The sequence below is a fragment of the Legionella stuttgartensis genome (genome assembly GCF_977063405.2).
Map to the genome: position 1 here is coordinate 216077 of NZ_CDRUHA020000022.1, position 24319 is coordinate 240395.

Consider the following 24319-nt stretch of genomic DNA (forward strand, 5'->3'; position numbering starts at 1 on the left):
TTACTCTTGTTCGTAAACTGTATCAGTGTCAATAATTTTTTTACCACGATAATAACCATCGGGAGTCATATGATGACGAAGATGAGTTTCACCAGTAGTTTCATCGACAGACAGTGTTGGCTTGGTCAAAGCATCATGCGAACGACGCATGTCACGACGTGAGCGTGACTTTTTATTTTGTTGTACAGCCATTGTATTACTCCTAAACAAATTGCATTCATAAAGCGGGAATATTAGTGTTAATTCGATAAAATTTCAATAAAATTCATTTTTTCCCATTAAAATTTGATTTATTTCACTGCTGCAATCTTCAATTTTTGGATGAAATTGTGGCGCATAGAGATGTAACTCATCAATTAGTACATCTTCCAAGCTCACCTGCAAATTTTCGGAAACAATACATTCGTAATGTTCTAATATCTGTTCTGCCCTTTCATCATTTCGACATACAGCAATTACAGTCATATTATCATATGGAAAAGGAAATTCGTCCAGACAACGCTGACATTGAATGGGTAAATCACCTTTAACATGAAGATGCATTAAATAAAAATCTTCTTTAGCTTCAACATGATAAGTAATATCCAACTGACAGGGTGAAGTAATGAAATTAGGTAAACGCTCACTGAGTGTCACCTTTTTAGTTTGTTGGCCTTGTTTAACCATTTCTTGTAAGTGCAGCATTATTGTCGTATCCTAAAGGGTTATATTTTTGAACAATACTATTATAGAACAGCAGTTTGTGATCTATTTTTATCTTCTCAAGCTACGGTTCTAAAAACATAGGATATTAAGCGGTATCTTAATTTTATGAAAGCTAAAGTTATAGTTGGAATGTCTGGTGGAGTTGACTCATCAGTTGCAGCGTGGTTACTACAAGAAGCAGGTTATCAAGTTGAAGGCCTGTTCATGAAAAACTGGGAACAAGACGATAAAGACGGATTCTGTCCCGCAGCCCAAGATCTTGCTGATGCTCAGGCCGTATGTAATCAATTACATATTCCGCTGCATACTGTTAATTTTTCTGAAGAATATTGGCAAAGAGTATTCACGCATTTTTTAAGTGAATATGAAAAAGGAAGAACACCTAATCCTGACGTGTTGTGCAATAAAGAAATCAAATTTAATGCTTTTTTAAATCATGCATTAACACTTGGAGCAGATTATATTGCAACAGGACATTATGCTAAAAATAAAATAGCAGGAGACGTTGGACTCTTATACAAAGCAAAAGATCGGGATAAAGATCAAACCTATTTTTTACATGCAGTCGAGCCTAAAGCTCTAGCAAAAACCCTTTTTCCAATTGGCGATTATACAAAACCAGAAATTAGAGAGTTCGCTAAGAAATTGGGTTTGGTTACTCAAGCAAAAAAAGATTCGACGGGTATTTGTTTTATTGGTGAAAAACGTTTTAAATCTTTTCTACAAGAATTCATTCTAGCCCGACCTGGTGAAATAAAAAGCACTGATGGTAATGTTCTAGGAAGGCATGATGGATTAATGTTTTACACTTTAGGCCAACGGCAGGGTTTGGGCATTGGTGGTTTACAAAATTCAACCGATGATCCTTGGTATGTTGTCGATAAAGAAGTATCTACTAACACTTTATATGTAGCTCAAGGCAGTCAACATCCTATGCTCTATGCACAAGGACTAATTTGTGGTCCAATTCATTGGTTAGCTGATTGTAAGGAGAATTTACCTCTTACCTGTTACGCCAAAACACGATACCGGCAAGCGGAACAAGGCTGCATCATTTCACCTCAGAATGAGAATCAGCATTATGTGATGTTTTCTAATCTACAAAGAGCAGTTACCCCAGGACAATATGTAGTTTTTTATGATAAAAACCAATGTCTAGGCGGTGCTACTATTGAACAAATTATTCGATAATTGCGTTATAATTTATATGATACAACGGGAGTTAACATGGCTGCTATTGATATATCCCCTACTACCAGCGACATCCACTTTTCTGTCAGTGCAGCAGATAAAGTGGCAGAGCTAATAAAAGAAGAAGATAATTTAAACTTGAATCTCCGTGTCTCCATTACAGGTGGCGGTTGTTCTGGATTTCAGTATGGATTTAGTTTTGATGAAGAAATCAATGAAGATGATACTGTAGTCGTTCAGCAATGTTCAGATGGTGTCTCTTCAGTAAAACTTCTTGTTGACTCAATGAGTTATCAGTACTTACATGATGCTGAAATTGATTATGTCCAAGGGATACAAGGCGAACAATTTGTCATTCGTAATCCAAACGCCAAAACTACTTGCGGATGTGGCTCGTCATTTAGCATTGATGATGAGGATGAGTATTAATACTCAATATGATTTTAGTGTAACGAAGCAATTTATTTTGCTTCGTTACTCCCGATCTTGCAGAATTAATATGGTTTAACAATAACCTTAGTCCCTATCCTAATAAAATTTTTGCTTAACCATTTCGCATCACCCGGATGTACTCTAATACAACCATGGCTCGCATTATAATTTGGGACATCATAAGAACCGTGTATCGCATAATACTTTGAAAAAAACATGCAATATGGCATAGGTGATCCGCCACGTCCTACAGGATAACGACTGGATACACATCCAGGCCCCCCCTTACTCCATATAGTAAAAACACCACTTGGTGTTTTACATCCTCTATGGATATCGGGGCAATATTTTTTGCCGCCCGATCCTTTCCCTATTCGCACAACTTTGCCATTTGAATCAATAGCCTTCCATGTCAAGGAATTTGGATTGAAGACAAAGGTGTTTGCTAACGCTGTGGAGGAAGAAAAAAGAAAAAAGAATAGAGGAATAAATAAAAAATAATTTAATGATAATAAAATAGAACTTTGTTTTTCCATAATATTTCCTAATGATTTATCCATCTTCACCTTAATATTAGTATATTTTTTGACCAACACAAATTGTTTTTACGCAAAATAGAAATATTTGTCCTACTATTTAATGGAAGGATATTAAAAGGTACTCAATCATGACTAAACATTTGCTTACAAGGTTGTACATTTTGTTAGGTTGTACATTTATTTCATTCTCAATAAATGCTGAAGATACATCCAGCAGTGCTGGTGGCACTTCTTCTACTAATAATGCCTCTTCTAATGCTACTTCTAATAACCCAGTTGATATAACTAAAGACAGTTGGCTTAAATCAGTTACCCCCTTATTGCCTGATCTCATATGCAAAGGATTTGAAAATGATCCTCAGCTAAAAAAGCGACTTGATGAAATTAAAATGACTTACGATCAGTGCGCTGCTAAGATTCCAGATAGCGTCAGTAAATGTCAGCAAGAACTTTATGGCAGTATTCCTGATAAAATCAACAGTGATAACGCAGGTATCTGGGGAAAAGCGCTTGGAGAATGTATTGGTAAAGATTTTGCGATAAAATTCCTAATTCCCAAAAGCCCATAGAAGTTAAAATTAATGAATGACGATGGATACCAGGTCCTAATTGGACCTCATCCATCAGTTTTTACTATAAGAAATCAAAAAAAGACGTTCTCAGGATATCAATTTTCTTCCCAATGATTAATTCCTGACTTCTTACTCAGAAACTCAACAAAAGCCTGATGTAAATCAAGTTCCTCATGCGCTGCAGGTAATACAATAGGGTTTGCTAATTGAAGGGCAGCAATTTCTTGGGTTTTGACCTTGGCATGAATGGATGTTTCTTCAACTTCTGCAAACAAGCTGGTTTGTCCCCCAGTCATTGCCAGATATACGTATGCTAAGATCTCAGCATCGAGTAAAGCGCCATGAAGTTCACGGTTAAAGTGATCTATGCCAAATCGTTTGCATAAAGCATCTAAACTATTTCGCTGTCCTGGATATTTTTCACGCGCCAAAACTAACGTATCAACAATATTGCAATAATCTTCAAGCTTTTTGCTCCATTTAATTAACTTTAGCTCGGAATTTAAAAATCCAACATCGAAAGGAGCATTATGAATTATTAATTCAGCCCCAACTATAAACTGCCAAAATTCCTCCGCTTTTTCTTCAAATAGTGGTTTGTCTTGCAAAAACTCATCACTTATTCCATGAACACGAAAAGCCCCCTCATCAACCTGGCGTTGAGGATTGAGATAAACATGAAAATGTTTCCCAGTTAATTTTCTTTCTACTAATTCCACACAGCCTATTTCAATGACCCGATGTCCTTGCTCCGGTCCTATACCTGTAGTTTCTGTATCTAAAATAATCTGACGCATCATTTACTCACTTAATTCTTCAATCGCCTGATTTGCCAAGGCATCTACCAAATCATTTTCTACATGACCAGAATGCCCTTTTACCCAATGCCATTTTATTTGATGACGAGAAGCCAATACATCTAATATTTGCCAAAGATCTGCGTTTTTAACAGGCTCCTTTTTAGAGTTACGCCAACCTTTTATTTTCCAGTTAGATAGCCACTCGGTCATTCCTTGCCTAAGGTATTGCGAATCAGTATACAAATCAACGGAACAAGGACGCTTTAAAGCTTCCAAGCCTTTAATTGCGGCCATAAGCTCCATACGATTATTCGTAGTATGCGCTTCCCCACCATATAAGGTCTTTTCTTGTCCTTTATAACGAAGCAAAACACCCCAACCACCAGGACCTGGGTTTCCTTTACATGCGCCATCGGTATAAATTTCAATAGTCACTTTAATTCCTAATCTTTATCCCATAAATGGAAAAATGGAGTAACAAATTCCTCATTTAAAATCTTTTGCTTGATTATCGCAATGTCAGGTGCAAAATACCGATCGGTATCATAAGCTGCAACATCAGAACGAATCAGCTGATAAATTTTCTCTAATAAGGTAGATGATTTTAATGGCTTACGAAATTCGAGTCCCTGCCCCGCTGCTAATAACTCAATAGCTAAAATTGTTGCTGTGTTATCATTCATTTCATGTAAACGTCGCGCAGCACTGGTTGCCATGGAAACATGATCTTCTTGATTCGCGGAGGTCGGAAGACTATCTACTGAGTGCGGGTGAGCTAAAGCCTTATTCTCACTTGCACAGGCAGCGGCCGTAACATGGGCAATCATAAATCCGGAATTTAAACCACTTTCTTTAATTAAAAAAGCAGGCAATCCACTGAAATTTTTATCAATTAACAAAGCAATGCGTCGTTCAGAGCTCGCTCCTATCTCAGCTATAGCCAAAGCAAGATTATCAGCCGCCATGGCAACTATTTCTCCATGGAAATTACCTCCTGAAATAATTTGCTCTTGCTCGCTGAACACAAGTGGGTTATCTGAAATCGCATTAACCTCAATATGTAACGTTTCTCTTACAAATCGTATTTGATGCAGTATGGCGCCCATAATTTGAGGTTGGCATCTTAAAGAATAAGGATCTTGAACTCGAGAACAATGTCGATGAGCCTCGCGAATCTCACTTCCAGCTAACAGCTCCCTATAGTATGCTGCTACATTCCTCTGCGCCTCATGTCCTCGTACTTTTTGAATTCGATCATCGAATGGCACATCACTCCCATTAGCCGCATCAACAGATAAAGCTCCAGCAATAAGGGCTGTTTCAAATAGTTTTTCTGTAGTAAATAAAGCATTTAAAGCAATTGCAGTAGAAGTCTGCAGTCCATTGAGTAAAGCAAGACCCTCTTTAGCCTCTAATTCAATTGGTTTTAAACCCGCAATATTCAATCCCTCAAGGGCACTGATTACTTTTCCTTGATGCCTAACATCCCCAACACCCAGTAAAGGTAAAGACAAATGGGCTAAAGGAGCCAAATCTCCAGAAGCACCTACGGATCCTTTCGCTGGAATACAAGGATATACTTTATGGTTAAATAAAGAGATTAATGCCTCAATTAGCTCTAAACGAACGCCGGAATATCCTTGAGCTAGATTATTTATTTTAAGCAATAAAATTAAAGCAACAATTTCATCAGATAGTAGTTCGCCTGTACCACACGCATGAGAAAGTACGATATTTCGTTGTAATTGTTTCAGATTTTCCTCGGAAATGGTCTGATTTGCTAAAGATCCAAAACCAGTATTGATACCATATACTGTTTTTTTGTTTAGAATTACTTTTTTAACTGTTTGATGTGATGCATGAATCCGCTCAAATGCCTCTTTAGCAAGAACGCAAGTTAATTGTTTTGCTAAAATCTCTTTGATTGAATGCAAGTTCAACTCACCTGGTTGAAGAATAAAAGACTCTTGCATTAATTTACCTCCTTAAAAATAGGTTGGGTCTTTGACCCAACCTGAGATCAAACTCGAATTAAGATCTTTTATTGGGTAAAACCCAAACTACAAAATCTATTTTAGGTTTCCATAGGCAACCAAAGTGAGTTTTCCTTAGCGCATTTCTTTGCAAGGTCATACCCTGCATCAGCATGCCGCATAACTCCAGTTGCGGGATCATTATGGAGTACTCTTGCCAGACGTTGTGCCGCTTTTTCTGTTCCATCAGCGACAATCACAACACCCGCGTGTTGTGAAAATCCCATGCCTACCCCACCACCATGGTGGATGCTAACCCAAGTGGCACCGCTAGCACAATTTAATAACGCATTAAGTAATGGCCAGTCCGATACAGCATCACTACCATCAATCATACCTTCTGTTTCGCGATTTGGACTTGCTACTGAGCCAGAATCTAAATGATCACGACCTATTACAATAGGAGCTTTAACATCACCATTACGAACCATTTCATTAAAGGCCAATGCTAAACGTGCTCGATCTTTTAATCCAACCCAACATATTCGTGCAGGTAACCCCTGGAATGCAATTTTCTTCTTCGCCATATCCAACCAATTATGCAGATGCTTATTGTCCGGGATTAATTTTTTAACCATTTCATCAGTAGCATAAATATCTTCAGGATCTCCTGATAAAGCAACCCACCTGAACGGTCCAATTCCTTCACAAAATAAAGGTCTAATGTACGCAGGAACAAAACCTTCAAATTTAAAAGCGTCTTTTTCTCCTGCTTCAAATGCCATTTGTCTTATATTATTCCCATAATCAAAAACGGGGATTCCTCTTTTTTGAAATTCAAGCATTGCATGAACCTGTAGCGCCATAGATTTTTTCGCTGCAACAACTACCTCTTCAGGGGCAGTTTTACGCATTTTTGACGCTTGTTCTAATGTCCATCCAGCAGGTAGATAACCATTTAACGGATCATGAGCACTGGTTTGGTCAGTAACTAACGCAGGAGAAGCTCCTCGTTGAATCAACTGTGGAAAAATTTCAGCGGCATTTCCTAAAACGGCAACTGATAGAGGGATTTTCTTTTGACAAGATTCATTTATCCAGGCTAAAGCTTCATCTAAATCTGGTGTATAACGATCTAAGTACTTGGTTTTAATGCGTTTTTCTATCCTTGAAATATCACATTCAACCGCTAAAACACTTGCTCCTGCCATTGTACCCGCTAAAGTTTGCGCTCCCCCCATTCCTCCTAAGCCACCTGTTAATATCCAACGCCCCTCCAAACTCCCAGCGTAGTGTTTCTGAGCTGCAGCAACAAAAGTTTCATAAGTCCCTTGTACAATGCCTTGCGAGCCAATATAAATCCAGCTTCCTGCAGTCATCTGACCATACATCATCAAACCTTTTTTATCTAACTCATTAAAATGTTCCCAAGTCGCCCAGCGTGGAACTAGATTGGAATTGGCAATAAGCACACGAGGAGCATCCTCATGAGTAGTAAAAACACCTACAGGTTTTCCTGATTGAATTAATAGTGTTTGCTGATCATTTAATGTCTTTAGCACTTCTACAATTTTATTGAAACATTCCCAATTACGAGCGGCCTTACCCAAGCCACCATAAACGATCAGAGCATCTGGATCTTCTGCTACATTGGGGTCAAGATTATTACATAACATACGAAGTGCTGCTTCTGTAAGCCAACTTTTAGCTTGTTTTTCGCTGCCTTGATTTGCTCTAATGACACGGTTTGTTTTAAATTCTTCCATTAACAGTGCTCCATAGCGAACTAAAATAAAAGCATAATACACTAGAGCTATTTCAGAGCATAGATATCAATTTTAATAACTAAATGAGATAAGTTCTTTAATTCATTATGATATTTTATAATATCCGCACAGTTTACTTTCGAAAACATCAAATTTAAATCAACATGCCCAATAAGCAGGCACTCTGTCTATGCTGGATAACATTACTATGTTATAATTGGCCCATGTTAACCTATCGATCTAAATAAAGTGCACACTAAATCTGAAAAACACCCAAAGTCACTCCGTATTTTTTTCGCAACTGAGATGTGGGAACGATATGGTTTTTATGTAGTACAGTCACTTTTAGCACTCTATTTAGCCTTGCATTTCAAATGGCCAGACAAACAAGTTTATGCTTTGGTTGGATCATTTACTGCATTGACTTATCTTTCCCCTGTAGTAGGAGGATGGATTGCGGATAAATTAATAGGACAAAAACGAGCTGTTTTGCTCGGTGCAGTTGTACTCTTTGCAAGCTACTGTGTTCTATCATTAGTAGATAACACAACTGTTCTTACCGCATCTCTTGCGGCAATTGCCGTGGGAACAGGATTATTAAAGCCAAATATCTCATCTCTATTAGGGAATGAATACCTTATGGGTTCCGCGCGTCGCGAGAGTGGCTTTACCATTTTTTATATGGGAATTACCACAGGTATTATTTTAGGGACCACACTACCAAGTATTTTGAATGAGTACTTGGGCTGGGTTTCCTCATTCACAAGCGCTGCAATGGGTATGATTGTCGCCTTTAGCGTCTTTTTATATGGCATCAGGAAATACAATATTAAAGACTATAATCCATTTGTTTTTCAATATAAAAAGATTGTTGCAGCTCTTTTCTTAATGATATTTCTATGGTCCTTATCGTTCTATATTTTAAATTCTCCTGAATTAGCTAATATTATATTTGGGCTTGTTGTGTTATTTTCAGCTGGATATATTTTATACTCTGTCAGTCGAGAAAATGCCAATCAATCACGACAAACTCTAGTAATTGGCTTGTTGTGTATCATTTCAGTAGTGTTTTGGTCTTTTTACTTCCAAATGTTTATGTCCCTTACCCTATTTATTTCACGCGTTGTTGAACCAACATTTTGCGGCATTCAATTTCCAGCCCCTTATTATGTAACGATTCAAAGCGTGGGAATGTTAATTATCGGATTTTTCTTAGCAAAGAAAAATCCAAAACTTAACATAGTCGAACGCGGATTAAGTATTGGGAAAAAATTTCTACTCGCAATATTTATTACCACTGCAGCTTATGCTGTTATTGCTTTTGTCAGTAATTTCACTGATAAAAGTACTTTGCTCACGCCACTTTTAATTATTCCGGCTTATTTAATGTTTTCCTTAGCAGAACTCCTTTTATCTCCAGTTGGATTATCTGCGATCACCCTTCTTGCAGATAAAAACAAAGTAAGTACCTTAATGGGTATCTTTTTTGTATCTCTGGGAATAGGTGGATTTTTATCAGGCAAGCTGGCTTCATTAACAGCGATTCCATCCGGTGAAACCAATATTGTTGTATTAAAAAATCTATATGCTGTGGCATTTACTCAACAATTAGGAATATTATTTATCGCGGCTTTATGCTGTCTGGTTTTATATGCAGTAATTAAATTTTTATTAACTAATGTTTGTGTAAATGATTATTCAGATTCAATGGTAGAGCCTATGCTCCGCATGCAAATCGATGAAAAGTAATTTGTATTTTTTATTAACCTGATATTTTGTCTTTAAATGAATTGAGTGTATTTGCTATAGCTCTTTTTATATAGGCAAAATACTGTTATGATTCAGCGCCTTTTATAATTGTTAGCTTATATATGTTAGATAAAAACCCAATATTAACGAAACTATTGCACCTGCTTGATGATAATCAGGCCATCGATGTAAAAGTAATTGATGTTAAAAAACAAACAACCATTACAGACTATATGATTATTGCTTCAGGGCGCGCCTCTCGGCATGTCAAAGCCATTGCACAAAAAGTCATGGAGGATATGAAAACTTCCGGGACTCCAGCGATAAATTGTACTGGTCTAGAAACCGGTGATTGGGTTCTTATCGACTTTGGTGACTTTATTATCCATGTCATGCAACCTGAATACCGACAATACTATAATCTAGAAGGTCTTTGGGAAGAACACCCCGAGAATTAATATTTTTTAAACCGTTATGTTAAAAATCACCATCATTACTTTAGGCAATAAAATGCCAAATTGGGTTACCCAAGGTTCAAATGAGTATGCCAAACGACTAAATGATGGTGTTCAACTCAAAATAATTGAAATACCTTTAATTCGCCGCAGTAAATCATCAGACTTATCACGAATATTAGAGAAAGAATCTGCTCTTATTAAAGATGCATTACCCAGTAATGCACGAATTATTGCCTTAGAAATTGAAGGCAAGACATTTAGCAGTGAAGAATTAGCACTTAAGATATCTCAATTACAACAAACAACGAGTCATCTTTGTTTTATCATTGGTGGTCCAGAAGGTCTCTCTCAGGAAATACTTAGATTATGTGATGAACGTTGGTCTTTATCAAAACTCACCCTTCCCCATCCCTTAGTACGTATTATTTTGTTAGAAACTCTATATAGAGCATGGTCTATTATTAATAATCATCCTTATCATAAGTAGCTTTTATGGCAATTGTATTCACTGCCACCAAGTGTAACAACAAAGGACCAACACCAAATCATTACTGCATTTCATCTAGACTACAAGGGACAGAAACCTATAGTAAACAATTCAATTTTAAGTTACTATGCGGGTCTTTAAGTCCAGCTTAACTGACTGTGCGTCAATGAGTCGAAATCAATCTTTTAAAAATTATAGGATGGAATCTCAGCATCAACTTTTTAGAATTAATTTGTTGGTTGCTTTTCTTATTATTTTATCTTTAATTCTTGTTCTAAGACTGGCGTTTTTACAAATTTCTGAATTCAAAAAATATCAAACCTTATCTCTAAAAAATCAAATGAGCATTATCCCTATTGCTCCACCAAGAGGCGTAATCCTTGATAGAAATGGGGTCCTGCTCGCAGAAAACATTCCCGTTTACGTTCTTGAGATAATCCCTGAACATGTTAAGAACATGGAGCAAACCTTAGCCGAATTACAAAAACTGATTCCTTCGATCACGGAAGAAGACGTACAAAATTTCAAACGAATACGAAAACAAAACCGTTCTTTTGTCCCTATACCTGTTAAATTGAAATTAACTCAAGAGGAAGTCGCGATTTTTGCCATCAATCAATATCATTTTCCAGGAGTTAGCATTAAAGCACGTCTGATGCGCCACTACCCCTTGGGTGAAATTACAGCCCATGTATTGGGATATGTCGGTAGAATCAACGTTGAAGAATTAAGATCGGTCGATCCAACGAATTATCGTGCTACAAACTTTATTGGTAAAGCAGGTGTCGAAAAATATTACGAAGATGTACTCCACGGTAAAGTGGGATACCAAATGGTAGAAACTGACGTAAGTGGACGCACATTAAGAGTTGTCAATAAAATTAATCCTCATTCAGGATCAAAACTCTACTTGAGTATTGATGTCAGACTCCAACAAGCGGCTTACGAAGCACTCAAGGATAAAAGAGGTGCTGTGGTCATGATTAATTCTAAAAATGGCGAAGTTCTAGCCATGGCGAGCTCGCCAAGCTTTGACCCGAATATTTTTGTGGGTGGCGTAAGTTCTAAAGAATATAAGAAACTGTCAAATACCTTACAAAGACCTTTATTTAATAGAGCTGTACGGGGAGTATATCCACCTGCATCTACAATTAAACCATTTGTTGGTTTAGCAGGCCTGGATAAAGGATTTGTTACTACTGCAACAACAATTTATGATCCTGGTAAATATAAGCTTCCTACTGCAAGTCATATTTATAGAGATTGGAAAAAAACAGGGCATGGGATGATTAATTTTAAAAGAGCGATCACCGTTTCTTGTGATACCTACTTTTATCAGCTAGGTAATAAAATGGGTATTTCTAATATTGAGGATATGCTCGTAAAATTTGGTCTGGGCCATTTAAGTCATATTGATCTCTATGAAGAAGCCTCAGGTATCGTTCCAAGCTTACGATGGAAAAAACAAACCAAAGGCGTTCCGTGGTATCCAGGAGACACCTTAATTACTTCAATAGGCCAGGGCTTTATGCTCGCTACACCATTACAAATGGCAAATGCAACTGCTTCGTTGAGTCAACATGGACAACGATTCAGACCTCATTTATTAACAAAAACAGTAAATAGTGACAGTGGTGAGACAGAGCGATATAAACCTGTCGAAGAATATCCAATTTACCTTAAAGATGAAGCAAATTGGGATATCGTTGCTGATGCCATGCACAACGTTTTGATCAGCAATGAAGGTACAGGTTATCGATTTGGACGAAATCCACCGTACCCTGTTGCTGGCAAAACAGGGACAGCACAGGTATTTAGCGGCAGACAATATGAAAAAACAAAATATGAAGATATTCCCGAAGCATTACGCGACAACTCATTGTTCATTGCATTTACTCCGGTTGAAGAGCCTGAAATTGCTCTTGCCGTTGTTGTAGAGAATGATGTCGCGGCTTCAATGGTTGCACGCAAAGTACTTGATACTTACTATCAACTTTATCCGATGAAAACTCATGAACAGACGACACAGTAAACCGGTTTATCGCTTCACCGCAAAATCACTCCATTTGGATTTTCCCTTATTGGGACTATTGCTTTTATTAATTTGCTTTGGTCTTTTAATTTTGTATAGTGCATCGAATGCCAACTCAGGGATGATTTTACGTCAATCAATGCGACTTATTTTTGCATCACTCATTATGGTTGTGCTCGGTTTTATCCCTCCCCATAAATATAAAATATGGACTCCATGGATATATAGCATTGGATTAACTTTATTAATTGCCGTGATGCTTATGGGAAAAATTGGAAAAGGTGCTCAACGTTGGCTTGAATTGGGCTTATTTCGCTTTCAACCTTCTGAAATCATGAAATTAGCTGTCCCCATGATGGCTGCATGGTACTTTGATCGACAAACGCGTCCTAGTAGTTTTAAATCTCTTGCTATAGCGGGACTTATTATTTGCGTCCCTGCGCTCCTTATTGCAAAGCAACCTGATTTAGGTACTGCAATTATGGTTGCTGCAGCAGGACTTTGTGTAGTATTTTTAGCTGGAATTCGATTTAAAGTTATTCTGTTGCTGATACTCCTTGTTGGGTCTGCTATTCCAGTTGTCTGGCATCTAATGCATGATTATCAAAAGCAACGAGTGTATACGCTTCTTGATCCGGAACAAGATCCACTCGGAGCTGGTTATCATATTATTCAGTCCAAAATTGCCATTGGCTCTGGTGGTTTAGCTGGTAAAGGTTGGTTACAAGGTAGCCAATCTCATCTTAACTTCTTGCCTGAACATGCTACAGATTTCATCTTTGCAGTAACCAGCGAAGAATTCGGCTTTGCAGGAGGATTTGCCATTATCGCACTCATCGTTTTGGTTTCACTGAGAAGCTTGAATATCGCATCCAATGCGCAAACTACATATACTCGCCTCTTAGCCGCAAGTCTTGCAATGTCGTTCTTCATGTCTGGTTTTGTAAATATAGGAATGGTTATGGGGATTATTCCTGTTGTTGGCATTCCCTTGCCTTTAGTCAGCTATGGAGGCACCGCAATGGTGACCTTTTTAGCAAGCTTTGGGATATTAATGTCTATCAGCTCACATAAAATTTTATTTAATAGTTTAAGGTGATTGTAAATAGCCGCTGGATCCGATAGTTGAGTCAACCCCAACGAAGTCCTTCCAATTCACCTTAAGTTTTATTTGACTTGGTACCCACCTCCCGAAGCTTGTCCGTGGGATCGTGGTATTGAGGCACTAAGCTCGCTTTTTCCTGGATGTTACGATCAATTCGTAGCACGCAGGGTTCAGTGGTTGTCAAAGAAAACTTAATGCGCTAAAACGATATAAATTAAAGCAAGGCGGCTACTCGTTCGTAGCTTCGACGATGGATCATACAAGGGCCGAGTCGATCTAATGCTTCTCGATGAGCAGCTGTGGCGTACCCTTTATGCTCTGCAAACCCATACCCAGGATAGATCGCATCAAACGCTACCATCTCTGCATCTCGCAACACCTTAGCAAGAATTGATGCGGCACTAATTTCGGGAATCAAATTGTCTCCTTGCACAATTGCCTTACAAGGGATACTTAACTTGGGTATATGTATGCCATCTACCAAAACTTGATCCGGTTTGATTGGCAAAGCATCAATTGCGCGTTGCATGGCCAGCAAAGTGGCATGATGAATATTCAGGCTATCGATTTCATCTACTTCCGCCCTTCCATAAGCATAAGCAATAGCCTGTTCCTTTATTTGTATAGATAACAATTCACGTTTTTTTGCACTTAATTTTTTTGAATCTGCAAGACCCTCTATAGGTGCTCTTAAGATCACGGCTGCGGTTACAACCGCACCAGCTAAAGGACCTCGCCCTACTTCATCCACTCCAGCTATAAGCATAATATTATTATTCCCTGTATCTAAAATCAGTGTATTCATAGACATAATGTTGGCCAATAATACTCTTTTAAAATTGATTTATCATCCAGGAAATGCGATCATTCGCGCAAATAATTAACATATATATGAATTATAAATGAATAAAACTCGTTGTGCCGTGATTGGTGTAGGTTATCTGGGTAGATTTCATGCACAAAAATATCAACTTCTTCCAAATGCAGAGTTAGTAGGAATTTGCGATCTGAATCCCAATACAGTAGAAACTGTATCTCAAGAACTAAAGGTGACAGGTTATAACGATTATCATGATTTATTTGACAAAGTTGATGCAGTAAGTATTGCAGCAACAACAAACAAACATTTTGAAATCGCCAAAGTCTTTTTGGAGCATGGCATCCATGTTTTAATTGAAAAACCAATTACTGAAACTGTAGATCAGGCAAATGAGTTAATTCAACTTGCTAAAAAGCATCAAGTAAAACTACAAGTTGGACATCTTGAGCGTTTTAATTCCGCACGATTGGCTTTAGATGACTATTTAGAAACACCTTTATTTATTGAATCAGAACGATTGGCTCCGTTTAAGCCACGTGGAGCAGATGTTAATGTAATCCTTGATTTGATGATCCATGACATAGATTTAATCCAAAATATAGTTAAGAGCCCTATAGTATCAATTCTGGCCCAAGGTACGCCTATACTCACTAAGGCAATTGATATAGCTAATGCTCGCATTACATTTGCCAATCAGTGTGTAGCTAATCTTACTGCCAGTCGCGTAAGTTTTAAAACAGAACGCAAGACCAGAATATTCCAAAAAAACTCCTATCTTTCAATTGATTATCAGAGTAAAAAACTTGCTGTATTCAAAAAAGGAACAGGCGAAATGTTTCCTGGGATTCCTGATATAGTTCGCGAAGAAACCGCGTACGAACAAGGAGATGCATTATTTGAAGAAATAAAATCATTCATCCAATGCATCCAAGAAAATAGTACACCGCTGGTGACTGGTGAAGATGGTCTGCAAGCACTGGAAGTTGCAGAAACAATTACTTCTCTTATACACAATAACTTAATTGAACGTCATGCAGAAATTTAAACGCATTGTTATTATTGCTGGTGAAGAATCGGGAGATGTTCATGCATCGGTTTTGATTCGCCAATTAAAAGCCACCTACCCTAATCTTGAGATTAGTGGAATTGGTGGTCGACACATGCAAGAAGCTGGGGCTGAAGTTATTTCAGACTTGGCACACCTTGGTGTGACAGGACTTACAGCAGTTATTCGTAATCTTCATGTGATTCGCAAGGCATTTCTGGCAATTAAAAAGCATTTAAATAAGCAAAAACCTGATCTACTGATCCTCGTAGATTATCCAGGCTTTAATTTGAGACTAGCTAAATATGCAAAGCTAAAATTAGGTATTAAGATTCTGTATTATATTAGTCCCCAAATTTGGGCATGGAAAGCCAATCGCATTCACCTTATAAAAAAATGCATTGATCGAATGGCAGTTATTTTGCCTTTTGAAAAAATTTTATATGAAAAAGCCGAGGTTCCAGTAAATTTTGTTGGTCATCCTCTAGTTGAAAAAATAGCATCTGTTGATGAAAGTCAATCACAGCGTACAACATTAGGGCTTCCCCAAGAGGCGAACATTTTTGCTCTTCTTCCAGGAAGTCGAGCGAACGAAATTAAATATCATATGCCCGTTCTACGGGATACTGCCCTAATTTTGCATCAACGCTATCCAAATTTACATTTTGTAATTCCTATTGCAGATACAATTGACCCAGAAAAAATTAAACACTATTTCTCGAATGTAAATTTACCTATTAGCTTTGTACAAGGCCAAGCGCTAAACTGCATGGCGGCAGCAAATTTCATTATTGTTTCTTCAGGTACGGCATCTCTTGAGTGTGCTTTATTAGAGAAACCTATGTGTATTATTTATAAGTCTTCATTCCTATCCTATGTGTTAGCGATGAGATTTATTAAAGTTAAATTTTTTGGTTTGTGTAATCTATTAGCAAACAGAATGATCGTCCCTGAATTTTTGCAATATGATTGTAACGCTCATGAATTAAGCCGTTATGTAGATCATTTTTATAAAGATCCAAGCCAACCGGCAAAAATGATTTCCAATTTAAATAAAGTAAAAAATTCATTGTCTTCAGAAAAATCCGATCGCACATTATTTAATCTTGTGGTGAATGAATTGCTCGAAAAAAATGCATAGTTTTCTCTTAAAAATATAGAATATCAATTATGCTTCATGTACAATTAATTTTGCTTTCATTTTGAATGTTAGCAATTGGAATGTGTGATTTAATTAATAATAAGGAAGTTAAGATGACTGTCATTGAAACACCTGAAGCTACTTTAAGCATAACTAAACAAGACCAAGGTCTCCAAGATTTAGTCTACAATCTAGTCTCTCGTTTTCTCGCTGAAAACAAAAGCAAAAACATTGACGATCTTTACGATATGATATTATCTGAAGTTGAGCCTCCTCTACTGCAAGCAGTAATGGAAAAACGTCGTGGCAATCAACTGCAAGCTGCTAAGATGCTAGGCATTAGCCGCGGCACAATCAGAAAGAAACTCCAAAGATATTTTGGAACTAAATATTTTCGTTTAACTGACGAATAATAAATTTTTAAATCACAATTTACTTATGTTTCTCAAAAAAGGCTCGATATTCGAGCCTTTTTTTTGCAGTAACGTTTCATTGTTTTTAAGGATAATTATGTCATGAAAAAAATAATGTATCTCACACCCTTACTAGCGCTTCTCATTACATCCTGTGTGACTGACAAGCCTGATGTAATTGCAGATGATACAGGTCAATTACATTACACAACACCCTATCAAGATGATACAAGAGGCAGGAATGTTTTTCCCATGAAACAAGAGGTCCATGGCAAGAAACTCTTTATTTTTGACCCTAAGGCCTATGCATGGGCAGCTTATGATGCCCAAGGTAACCGGGTCATGACTGGTAGTGCTTCTGGTGGAATGGATTATTGTGATGATATTCATGAAAAGTGTCGTACCGTTACAGGTATCTATCATGTGTTCAATAAAAAAGGGGCTGACTGCAAATCCAATGAATACCCTATTGCCCGTGATGGTCATGTAGTGGGTGGTGCTAAAATGCCATATTGTATGCATTTCCATGATGGATATGCGATTCATGCCGCTTATGAAGTTCCTAAATTCAATAGCAGTCATGGCTGTATTCGTGTCCTCCCTGGCGCAGCCAAATGGCTAAACGAAAATTTTATTGATGTGGGAACCACTGTATTAGTACTGCCATATGCTTAATGCGCCACATAATCACGCCTAATAATCCTGGAACTATTTTTCAGGATTATTTATTTAAAAATAACGCTTATTGACTATTAAATGAACTTGTATAAAATGTATTAAAAATTTGCGTGGAGAATTCGAGTATGTCCCTATCAAAATTAAATATCCAACATATAGTTGAACAAAAGACTTCTGACTACATTTTTAGTCATCTCACAGACTACTCTGGCCTACGCAATCCCTGTATTCTCGCATCACCTGTTAGGGCTGTGATTGAAGAAGTTAATAATCAACTATCTGAAATGCTTTCACTTGCTAAAAAAGAATCAGCATCCAAACTAATTTTAGATGCATGTAATAAGCAGAAACAACAAGATTTAATGGAGAAAGAAAAGGATGAGCACGAAAAACGAGCGGATTGGCTCGTATCAACTCAATTAAAAGGCAATTTACAATTCATTAATGAGGAAGTAGTAAAAAATGAGCACGAGATAGAAAAAGAACACGAGTATATTCAACAACTCCAACTTCATTTAAAGCGGGTTGAAGAACAAATTACTATAAATAATCAAAAGAAAGAGGAGGCAACTCATCATCATTCCCATGCTGAAACAGAAGCATCTACTACTCATAACCATACTCATCCAGAAACATCAAAACAGTATCATAGAACAGAGCATTCACATCCTGATGAAAAAAAACACGAAGCAACTATCCATACTCACCAAGAAACTGTTTCTCCTTTGCAAACAACTCATAGTCATCCCAATACTATACAACATGGATCTCAAGCAACGGATCTTGAGTTCGAAAAAAAAGAGCTCATTCAGAAAATAAGTTCACTCCAAATTGGTTTAGAAAGTAAAAAATTACATTATCAACAACAGTTAGAACAGCAAAAAAAAATAAACAAGCAACTCTTTGAGCTTCCCCAAAAGGAGCAACAAAGAATGGAACGTGCTCATACACGAGAAACTAGAGAAAGAGCTCGTTTGACTAGTGACCCTACTTTATTACAACTCTCGCAAAAAAACCGTGATTCAATGGAAGCTGCAATTAAGTTAACACATCAAAATCTAACCCAAGAAAAAGAAAAACTAATGCAGGAAGCAAATGAGATAAGTTATCAAATTTACCTCTACAAACTTGAAGCTCTTTTATTCTCGACAATAAAGTTAAATTACTCGGAGTATCAGGCGCTAACACAAATAGTTCAGATCATGAAAGCATATCTTGTAACAAAAGCGGAAGAGAACGCTAAAAAAGCCATCCTGGATGATAAGCGGAGTTATAAGAGTCGATTAGAAGAACAAATGCGTGATAATGAAAAAAATGTCGAACAATTTAAAAAGTCAAATCCGGAGTTGGTATCTTCTAATTTAACTTTAGCAGCTACAAATAAACAATTAGAAATCTCCGTCCAAAATTCACAAAAAACCAGAAATAATCTTGCAAAAGCAGGACTTTTTTCTCTTCTTTTTACAGGTGGGGCAGCCGGAACTGGACTAGCTATTGAAGGAGGCATAGTTGTTCTAACCTCTTTAGTTCTTGCACCTGCTGCAGTACTTGCTGTTATTACCCTCAGCCTTTTCATTGCAGCATTAGTTTATGCAATCAAAGCAAGTGTCGAAAACAATCAATTAGACAAAAACAAAAAAACAATGGAAGAAAATCGCGATAAGATTGATCAACAAACTAGTAAAATAATTTCTTTGGAGGATACGGTAATTCCGGATTTAAAAGGTAAAATCAGTACTGCTGAAAAAGAGCTAAGAGAATTAAATAGAGACTATTTGAATTTAAAGCAAAAAGCAGATTTACAAAGAGAGCAGGCAAGAAGAGTAGCTGTTATCTATCCAAGCGAACAACGATTCACTAACCTACTACCACCTCAAGTGACAAACAGTGATGCATATCAAGTTTCTATCCAACCAACAGCTCCTTCAATGGAGGAATTCACTGGACAACCGTTTACCTATAATTAATCAAAGTCATTTCATTAATTTAAGAACTAATATCTTACCTATATCCCACAATACGTACGGGATATAGGTAAGACGTTATAAGAAATAAACCTATATTAAACCGCAGACGAAACCAATAATTTGTTTATTCGATTTACAAAATCTGCTGGATTATCTAATTGACCACCCTCAGCTAAAACAGCTTGTTCAAACAACATGGTGACCCATAATTCAAATAAATCATCATCTTGAACATCATGTAAACGCTTAATGATTTGATGATCAGGGTTTATTTCAAATACAGGTTTACTCATTGGAACCTGTTGACCAGCAGCCTGCAAAATACGTTGCATTTCTAATCCCATATCTTGCTCATCGGCAACCACACAAGCAGGAGAATCAGTCAGTCTATTTGTCACTAGAACATCTTTAACTCGCGCATCCAAAACCTTTTTAATATGGTTTAACAAAGGCTCCAGTGTTTTTTCCTGTTCTTTGATTTGTTCAGGGGACTCATCACCTAGCTCCACTTTACCCTTTGAAATAGAATGGAGTTTCTTTCCATCATACTCACTCAGATAACTAACTAACCACTCATCAACTTTGTCACTGAGGAGCAATACTTCAATTCCTTTTTTCTTAAAAATTTCCAAATGAGGACTATTTTTAGCCGCGTTGTAACTAGAGGCAGTGATATAATAAATCTTATCCTGTCCTTCTTTCATGCGACTTATGTACTCATCCAAAGTTGCTTCTTGCTTCTCAGAATTAGTTGCTGTAGTGGCAAAGCGTAGCAATTTAGCAATTGCCTCTTTGTTAGTGAAATCTTCAATGGGGCCTTCTTTTAAAACCAATCCAAATTCATTCCAGAACTTTTGATAGGTTTCTTTATCGCCGGTGCTCATTTTTTCAAGCATGGATAAAACGCGCTTCGTACATGCAGAGCGGATACTCTCTACTTGTTTGTTGTCCTGTAAAATTTCTCGTGACACATTGAGTGGTAAATCACTTGCATCAACAATACCTTTAACAAAGCGTAAGTAACGAGGTAAAAATTGGGTGGCATCATCCATTATAAACACGCGTTTTACATAAAGCTTTAAGCCATGCTTTGTTTCTTGCTGCCATAAATCAAATGGTGCATGAGCCGGAATATACAGCAAAGAAATATAATCATTTTTTCCTTCCACATGGTTATGTGACCAAGTCAATGGGTCCTGGAAATCATGTGATATATGCTTATAGAGTAATTTATATTCTTCGTCAGTAATATCTGACTTTTGCATGGTCCATAAAGCAGTTGCTTTATTTACCGTTTCATATTCTGTTGATTCCTTATCATCTTCAGATGCTTTTTTCATAACGATGGGCCAGCAAATATGATCTGAGTATTTGCTAATAATGCTGCGTAAACGCCAATTACTCAGGAACTCATCATTATCATCTTTAATATGTAAGGTGATTTCGGTACCACGAGTGACTTTTTTTTCAGAATCAATGGTAAACTCGCCTTCTCCCTTAGACTCCCAAATTATTCCCTCTTCAGGCTTCAAACCCGCACGTCGACTTTTAACAGTTACCTTATCAGCAACAATAAATGCAGAATAAAAACCCACACCAAATTGTCCAATTAACTGAGAATCTTTTGCACTTTCTCCTGTTAAATGGCTCATAAACTCTTTAGTACCAGATTTCGCAATGGTACCTAAATTTTCAACAGCCTCATCCCAACTTAAACCGATACCATTATCTTTAATAGTTATCGTTTTTAACTTTTCATTAACATCGATAGTAATTTTTAAATCAGAATCGCTTTCATAAAGCGAGCCGTTTGATAAAGCCAAAAATCTTAATTTATCTAATGCATCCGAAGCATTAGAAATTAACTCGCGTAAAAATATCTCCTTGTTGCTATAAAGCGAATGCACTACCAAATGCAACATTTGCTTTACTTCTGTTTGAAAGCCCATGGTTTGTTGCTTACTCGACATTTACCTACTCTCCTATGACAGACACATTTTCTTATGATTATTGTCATATAGGGTTTCAATCAGTAAATTTCAAGGGGCAAAAGAAAGGAAATTTATGTCACTACTTATTTATAATCAAATCCAGGCATTGTTAAAGTACCCCCAGAATGAATAATTAGTACATTACCTTTTAATTCTTCGGTTTTAATATAGTTCCTAGACTCAAAAAATAGTTTGGCAGCATAGATAGGATCTGCCAAGATACCCTCCTCTCGTGCTAAACGTTTTACTTCATTTTTGATGGTTTGATTCACCGAACCAAAGGCTTTAGCCGTGGTAGGATAAAAGCAACGAAAATTTGGGGGAATTAATTCAAGCCATTGTTTTAATTTACCATGAAATGTTGCCTCATCATCAGCTAGCAGCAATACATGAATCATTGCTGAGTGATTTAATCGAGCCATCCCTTGAATGAGTCCCGCCGCAGAAAAACCTGTTCCTGCATCAATAAAAATATGTTGAAAAGAAACTCCCAAAGTATGCTCATTTACAGAAATGTCATCAGCAAGAGTCAAAGCACCAGTCATTGCTTGCGGAACACTCGCTCCTTCTTGCAAAATGAACCCAGGTTCATTTTGCGTCTGTAGATACTCAGAAGCCAGTTCATTGACTTTTGGCCAATCATCACGAGCAATCCAGACAATTTCCTGTTCCTCAAGAAATAGACGACTTAATTTATAATTTCCTCGCAGTTCCAATTTCCAAGGTTGAATCAAAAATGCGGTGACTTTTAGTTTAAATTCTCGGGCTAATTGCAATGCAGCAAGTAAATTATTGGATTGAGGTCCTGCGATAATAATAAGGTGTTGAATCCCTTGCTCTATTAAAAAAGGAAAAAGGCTGGCATATTTACGTAATTTTGATCCACTAATACCACAACCTAATTCATCATCTCGTTTAACATAGCAATCCACATTATCACTAGGAAATTGATTTAAACGATGAATTCGGCTGGATAAATTCCACATAGATTTGAATAAGTTGTGTACCTGGGTGGAACGCATAACCCGGGTGTATGTATAAAATTTATTTTCCCCGGGTTATGCTGCGCTCCACCCGGGCTACAAATAATTAATTGTCGTACTAATGAGTATCTCTAACGAAATCTAGATGGCTATCAGTTGAGGTTAACTGATGGAATTTATAACCCAACTCATTAAAGTGTTTCAGTTGCTCTAGATCGTCAAATTGATTTTGCATGAGAAACTTAGCCATCGTTCCACGTGCTTTTTTGGCGTGAATACCAATCATTTTCAACTGATCATTCTTTTTTTCATAAAAATTAATCGTAATCAATGGATAATTTAATCTTTGTACATCCACTACCTTAAAATATTCATTTGAGGCCAAATTAATCAGAACTGGATTTTTTTGAGCCGCCAACTCCTGATTTATTTCGTGCGTTATAGTTTGTTGCCAAAATTCGTACAAATTCTTCCCTGCAGGATTCTGTAAATGAATCCCCATTTCAAGCCGGTAAGGTTGGATATTATCCAATGGCTTTAACAGGCCATAAAGTCCAGATAAGATTCGCAAATGATTTTGTGAATAATCAATCGTCTTTTGTTCCCAGCTTGCTGCTTTTAATCCTTGGTAAACATCTCCCTGAAATAGAAGTAATGCTGGATATGCATGCGTAGAGACTTTATTCACAGAAAAATCTTGGTAACGTTTATAATTTAATTCAGCCAAATCCTTGGACAAATCCATCAAAGCAGCTATATCAGCAACCGATTTAGATTTCATCAATTCGACTAGAGTATTGGTTTTATCAACAAACAGCGGATTGGATGTCGTTCCAGAATATGGCTTGAAACTATTTAATAATTTTTTAGCTGGTGATAATAAAATTAGCATAATCAGTCCGTAGAAATTTAACGTGGAGCCGTGCCAGGAACCATACCTACCCGTGGTCTAAAAACATAAATTGTGATAGGTTCACTCTTATCAATCACATTTCCCTCAGCATCCATAACTTGCACTGCTAAAGTATGAGAGCCCCTATACATCCCTTTTATTTCAAAGACTAGATTAGTTTGCGGTTCACCAAGAGGGTCACCATCGTAAAGCAGTTGTAATTGATCTCCGCGCTGCAAATCAGGCTCTATTTGTACCGTCACCATGACAAAACCTTCGTTGTTACGAATCGTTGCACCACTCGCAGGTTCAGCAATTTCTATATTGGTATAAGAATGCTTTAATTTAACCGTGTCGGAGTGGTTTTCTTGTTCCGGTTCTTGCGCTGGCGTCTTAGAGGTTGAAGGAGTTGGTGATGAAAAACTTTGTGAATCAGGAATAATCACCGTTTCAGCTCCCGGATGAGGAGTATCACTGAAATGAACATTACCTTGACTGTCAGTCCATCTGTAAATTTGCGCAGCATAAGATGCGCAAATTACCATCATCAATGAGAGAGAAACAAAAAATTTACTCATCA

General features: G+C 37.2%; 25 protein-coding genes. 13 read left to right on the forward strand and 12 right to left on the reverse strand.

The window, feature by feature from the left end; translation table 11 throughout:
- Window positions 1-192 carry a 50S ribosomal protein L32 gene (rpmF, locus tag ACWTEW_RS06590; protein ID WP_058469054.1) on the reverse strand — a complete coding sequence of 64 codons (192 nt, stop codon included), beginning with the start codon at window positions 190-192 and terminating at the stop codon, window positions 1-3.
- Between the two features lie 63 nt (window positions 193-255).
- Complete coding sequence (locus ACWTEW_RS06595) at window positions 256-684, reverse strand: YceD family protein (protein ID WP_454780917.1); 429 nt, start codon at window positions 682-684, stop codon at window positions 256-258.
- A gap of 126 nt (window positions 685-810) precedes the next feature.
- Here ACWTEW_RS06595 and mnmA point away from each other — a divergent pair, with 126 nt between their 5' ends.
- Both mnmA and erpA read left to right on the forward strand, forming a co-directional pair.
- A complete protein-coding gene (gene mnmA / locus ACWTEW_RS06600) occupies window positions 811-1896 on the forward strand; it encodes a tRNA 2-thiouridine(34) synthase MnmA (protein WP_454780918.1) in 1086 nt (361 codons plus the stop codon).
- A gap of 36 nt (window positions 1897-1932) precedes the next feature.
- Window positions 1933-2325, forward strand: a complete 393-nt coding sequence (erpA, locus tag ACWTEW_RS06605; RefSeq protein ID WP_454780919.1) for an iron-sulfur cluster insertion protein ErpA — start codon at window positions 1933-1935, stop codon at window positions 2323-2325.
- Between the two features lie 65 nt (window positions 2326-2390).
- Here erpA and ACWTEW_RS06610 read toward each other — a convergent pair whose 3' ends face one another.
- Window positions 2391-2864, reverse strand: a complete 474-nt coding sequence (locus tag ACWTEW_RS06610) for a L,D-transpeptidase (RefSeq protein WP_454780920.1) — start codon at window positions 2862-2864, stop codon at window positions 2391-2393.
- A gap of 131 nt (window positions 2865-2995) precedes the next feature.
- Here ACWTEW_RS06610 and ACWTEW_RS06615 point away from each other — a divergent pair, with 131 nt between their 5' ends.
- Complete coding sequence (locus ACWTEW_RS06615; protein ID WP_454780921.1) at window positions 2996-3436, forward strand: hypothetical protein; 441 nt, start codon at window positions 2996-2998, stop codon at window positions 3434-3436.
- Between the two features lie 98 nt (window positions 3437-3534).
- Here the strand turns inward: ACWTEW_RS06615 and dnaQ are convergent, their stop codons facing one another.
- The 4 genes from dnaQ to hutU form a co-directional block, all read right to left on the reverse strand.
- Complete coding sequence (dnaQ, locus tag ACWTEW_RS06620; RefSeq protein WP_454781276.1) at window positions 3535-4236, reverse strand: DNA polymerase III subunit epsilon; 702 nt, start codon at window positions 4234-4236, stop codon at window positions 3535-3537.
- A gap of 3 nt (window positions 4237-4239) precedes the next feature.
- Complete coding sequence (rnhA, locus tag ACWTEW_RS06625; protein ID WP_454780922.1) at window positions 4240-4674, reverse strand: ribonuclease HI; 435 nt, start codon at window positions 4672-4674, stop codon at window positions 4240-4242.
- A gap of 8 nt (window positions 4675-4682) precedes the next feature.
- A complete protein-coding gene (hutH, locus tag ACWTEW_RS06630) occupies window positions 4683-6212 on the reverse strand; it encodes a histidine ammonia-lyase (protein WP_454780923.1) in 1530 nt (509 codons plus the stop codon).
- Between the two features lie 101 nt (window positions 6213-6313).
- Window positions 6314-7978 (reverse strand): urocanate hydratase, encoded by a 1665-nt coding sequence (hutU, locus tag ACWTEW_RS06635; protein WP_454780924.1) that lies wholly within the window; start codon window positions 7976-7978, stop codon window positions 6314-6316.
- Window positions 7979-8227: 249 nt separating this feature from the next.
- On the opposite strand from hutU, the gene ACWTEW_RS06640 reads away from it, so the two are divergent.
- The 5 genes from ACWTEW_RS06640 (at window position 8228) to rodA (ending at window position 13803) form a co-directional block, all read left to right on the forward strand.
- The gene (locus ACWTEW_RS06640; protein WP_454780925.1) at window positions 8228-9727 is read left to right on the forward strand and encodes a peptide MFS transporter; all 1500 of its coding nucleotides are present in this window, start codon (window positions 8228-8230) and stop codon (window positions 9725-9727) included.
- A 122-nt stretch (window positions 9728-9849) separates the two neighbouring features.
- Entirely contained in the window at window positions 9850-10185 is a 336-nt protein-coding gene (rsfS, locus tag ACWTEW_RS06645) for a ribosome silencing factor (protein ID WP_454780926.1), read from the forward strand.
- A 16-nt stretch (window positions 10186-10201) separates the two neighbouring features.
- Window positions 10202-10672: a 23S rRNA (pseudouridine(1915)-N(3))-methyltransferase RlmH gene (rlmH, locus tag ACWTEW_RS06650; RefSeq protein ID WP_454780927.1), complete on the forward strand. Its 471-nt coding sequence runs from the start codon at window positions 10202-10204 to the stop codon at window positions 10670-10672.
- A 166-nt stretch (window positions 10673-10838) separates the two neighbouring features.
- Entirely contained in the window at window positions 10839-12704 is a 1866-nt protein-coding gene (mrdA, locus tag ACWTEW_RS06655; RefSeq protein WP_454780928.1) for a penicillin-binding protein 2, read from the forward strand.
- Complete coding sequence (gene rodA / locus ACWTEW_RS06660) at window positions 12685-13803, forward strand: rod shape-determining protein RodA (RefSeq protein ID WP_454780929.1); 1119 nt, start codon at window positions 12685-12687, stop codon at window positions 13801-13803. The genes mrdA and rodA overlap by 20 nt, the downstream gene beginning before the upstream one ends.
- 220 nt (window positions 13804-14023) lie before the next feature.
- On the opposite strand, the gene rnhB is transcribed toward rodA, so the two are convergent.
- Window positions 14024-14575, reverse strand: a complete 552-nt coding sequence (gene rnhB / locus ACWTEW_RS06665) for a ribonuclease HII (RefSeq protein WP_454781277.1) — start codon at window positions 14573-14575, stop codon at window positions 14024-14026.
- A 136-nt stretch (window positions 14576-14711) separates the two neighbouring features.
- Between rnhB and ACWTEW_RS06670 the strand changes: the two genes are divergently transcribed.
- The 5 genes from ACWTEW_RS06670 to ACWTEW_RS06690 all read left to right on the forward strand — a co-directional run bounded on the left by ACWTEW_RS06670 (window position 14712) and on the right by ACWTEW_RS06690 (window position 19873).
- On the forward strand, window positions 14712-15674 hold the full coding sequence (locus tag ACWTEW_RS06670) for a Gfo/Idh/MocA family protein (protein ID WP_454780930.1): 963 nt from the start codon (window positions 14712-14714) through the stop codon (window positions 15672-15674).
- Window positions 15661-16815, forward strand: a complete 1155-nt coding sequence (lpxB, locus tag ACWTEW_RS06675; RefSeq protein WP_454780931.1) for a lipid-A-disaccharide synthase — start codon at window positions 15661-15663, stop codon at window positions 16813-16815. The genes ACWTEW_RS06670 and lpxB overlap by 14 nt, the downstream gene beginning before the upstream one ends.
- Window positions 16816-16928: 113 nt before the next feature.
- A complete protein-coding gene (locus ACWTEW_RS06680) occupies window positions 16929-17228 on the forward strand; it encodes a helix-turn-helix domain-containing protein (protein WP_131794728.1) in 300 nt (99 codons plus the stop codon).
- Window positions 17229-17330: 102 nt separating this feature from the next.
- On the forward strand, window positions 17331-17903 hold the full coding sequence (locus ACWTEW_RS06685) for a L,D-transpeptidase (RefSeq protein WP_454780932.1): 573 nt from the start codon (window positions 17331-17333) through the stop codon (window positions 17901-17903).
- A gap of 128 nt (window positions 17904-18031) precedes the next feature.
- Window positions 18032-19873, forward strand: a complete 1842-nt coding sequence (locus ACWTEW_RS06690) for a hypothetical protein (protein ID WP_454780933.1) — start codon at window positions 18032-18034, stop codon at window positions 19871-19873.
- A 95-nt stretch (window positions 19874-19968) separates the two neighbouring features.
- Here the strand turns inward: ACWTEW_RS06690 and htpG are convergent, their stop codons facing one another.
- From htpG to ACWTEW_RS06710, 4 genes are all read right to left on the reverse strand, one after another.
- Complete coding sequence (htpG, locus tag ACWTEW_RS06695; RefSeq protein WP_454780934.1) at window positions 19969-21843, reverse strand: molecular chaperone HtpG; 1875 nt, start codon at window positions 21841-21843, stop codon at window positions 19969-19971.
- Between the two features lie 104 nt (window positions 21844-21947).
- Complete coding sequence (locus tag ACWTEW_RS06700; RefSeq protein ID WP_454780935.1) at window positions 21948-22850, reverse strand: pyridoxal-phosphate dependent enzyme; 903 nt, start codon at window positions 22848-22850, stop codon at window positions 21948-21950.
- Between the two features lie 115 nt (window positions 22851-22965).
- On the reverse strand, window positions 22966-23739 hold the full coding sequence (yaaA, locus tag ACWTEW_RS06705; protein ID WP_454780936.1) for a peroxide stress protein YaaA: 774 nt from the start codon (window positions 23737-23739) through the stop codon (window positions 22966-22968).
- 17 nt (window positions 23740-23756) lie between these two features.
- Window positions 23757-24317, reverse strand: coding sequence for a DUF4124 domain-containing protein (locus tag ACWTEW_RS06710; protein WP_454780937.1), 561 nt, complete (start codon window positions 24315-24317; stop codon window positions 23757-23759).
- Window positions 24318-24319 lie beyond the last annotated feature (2 nt).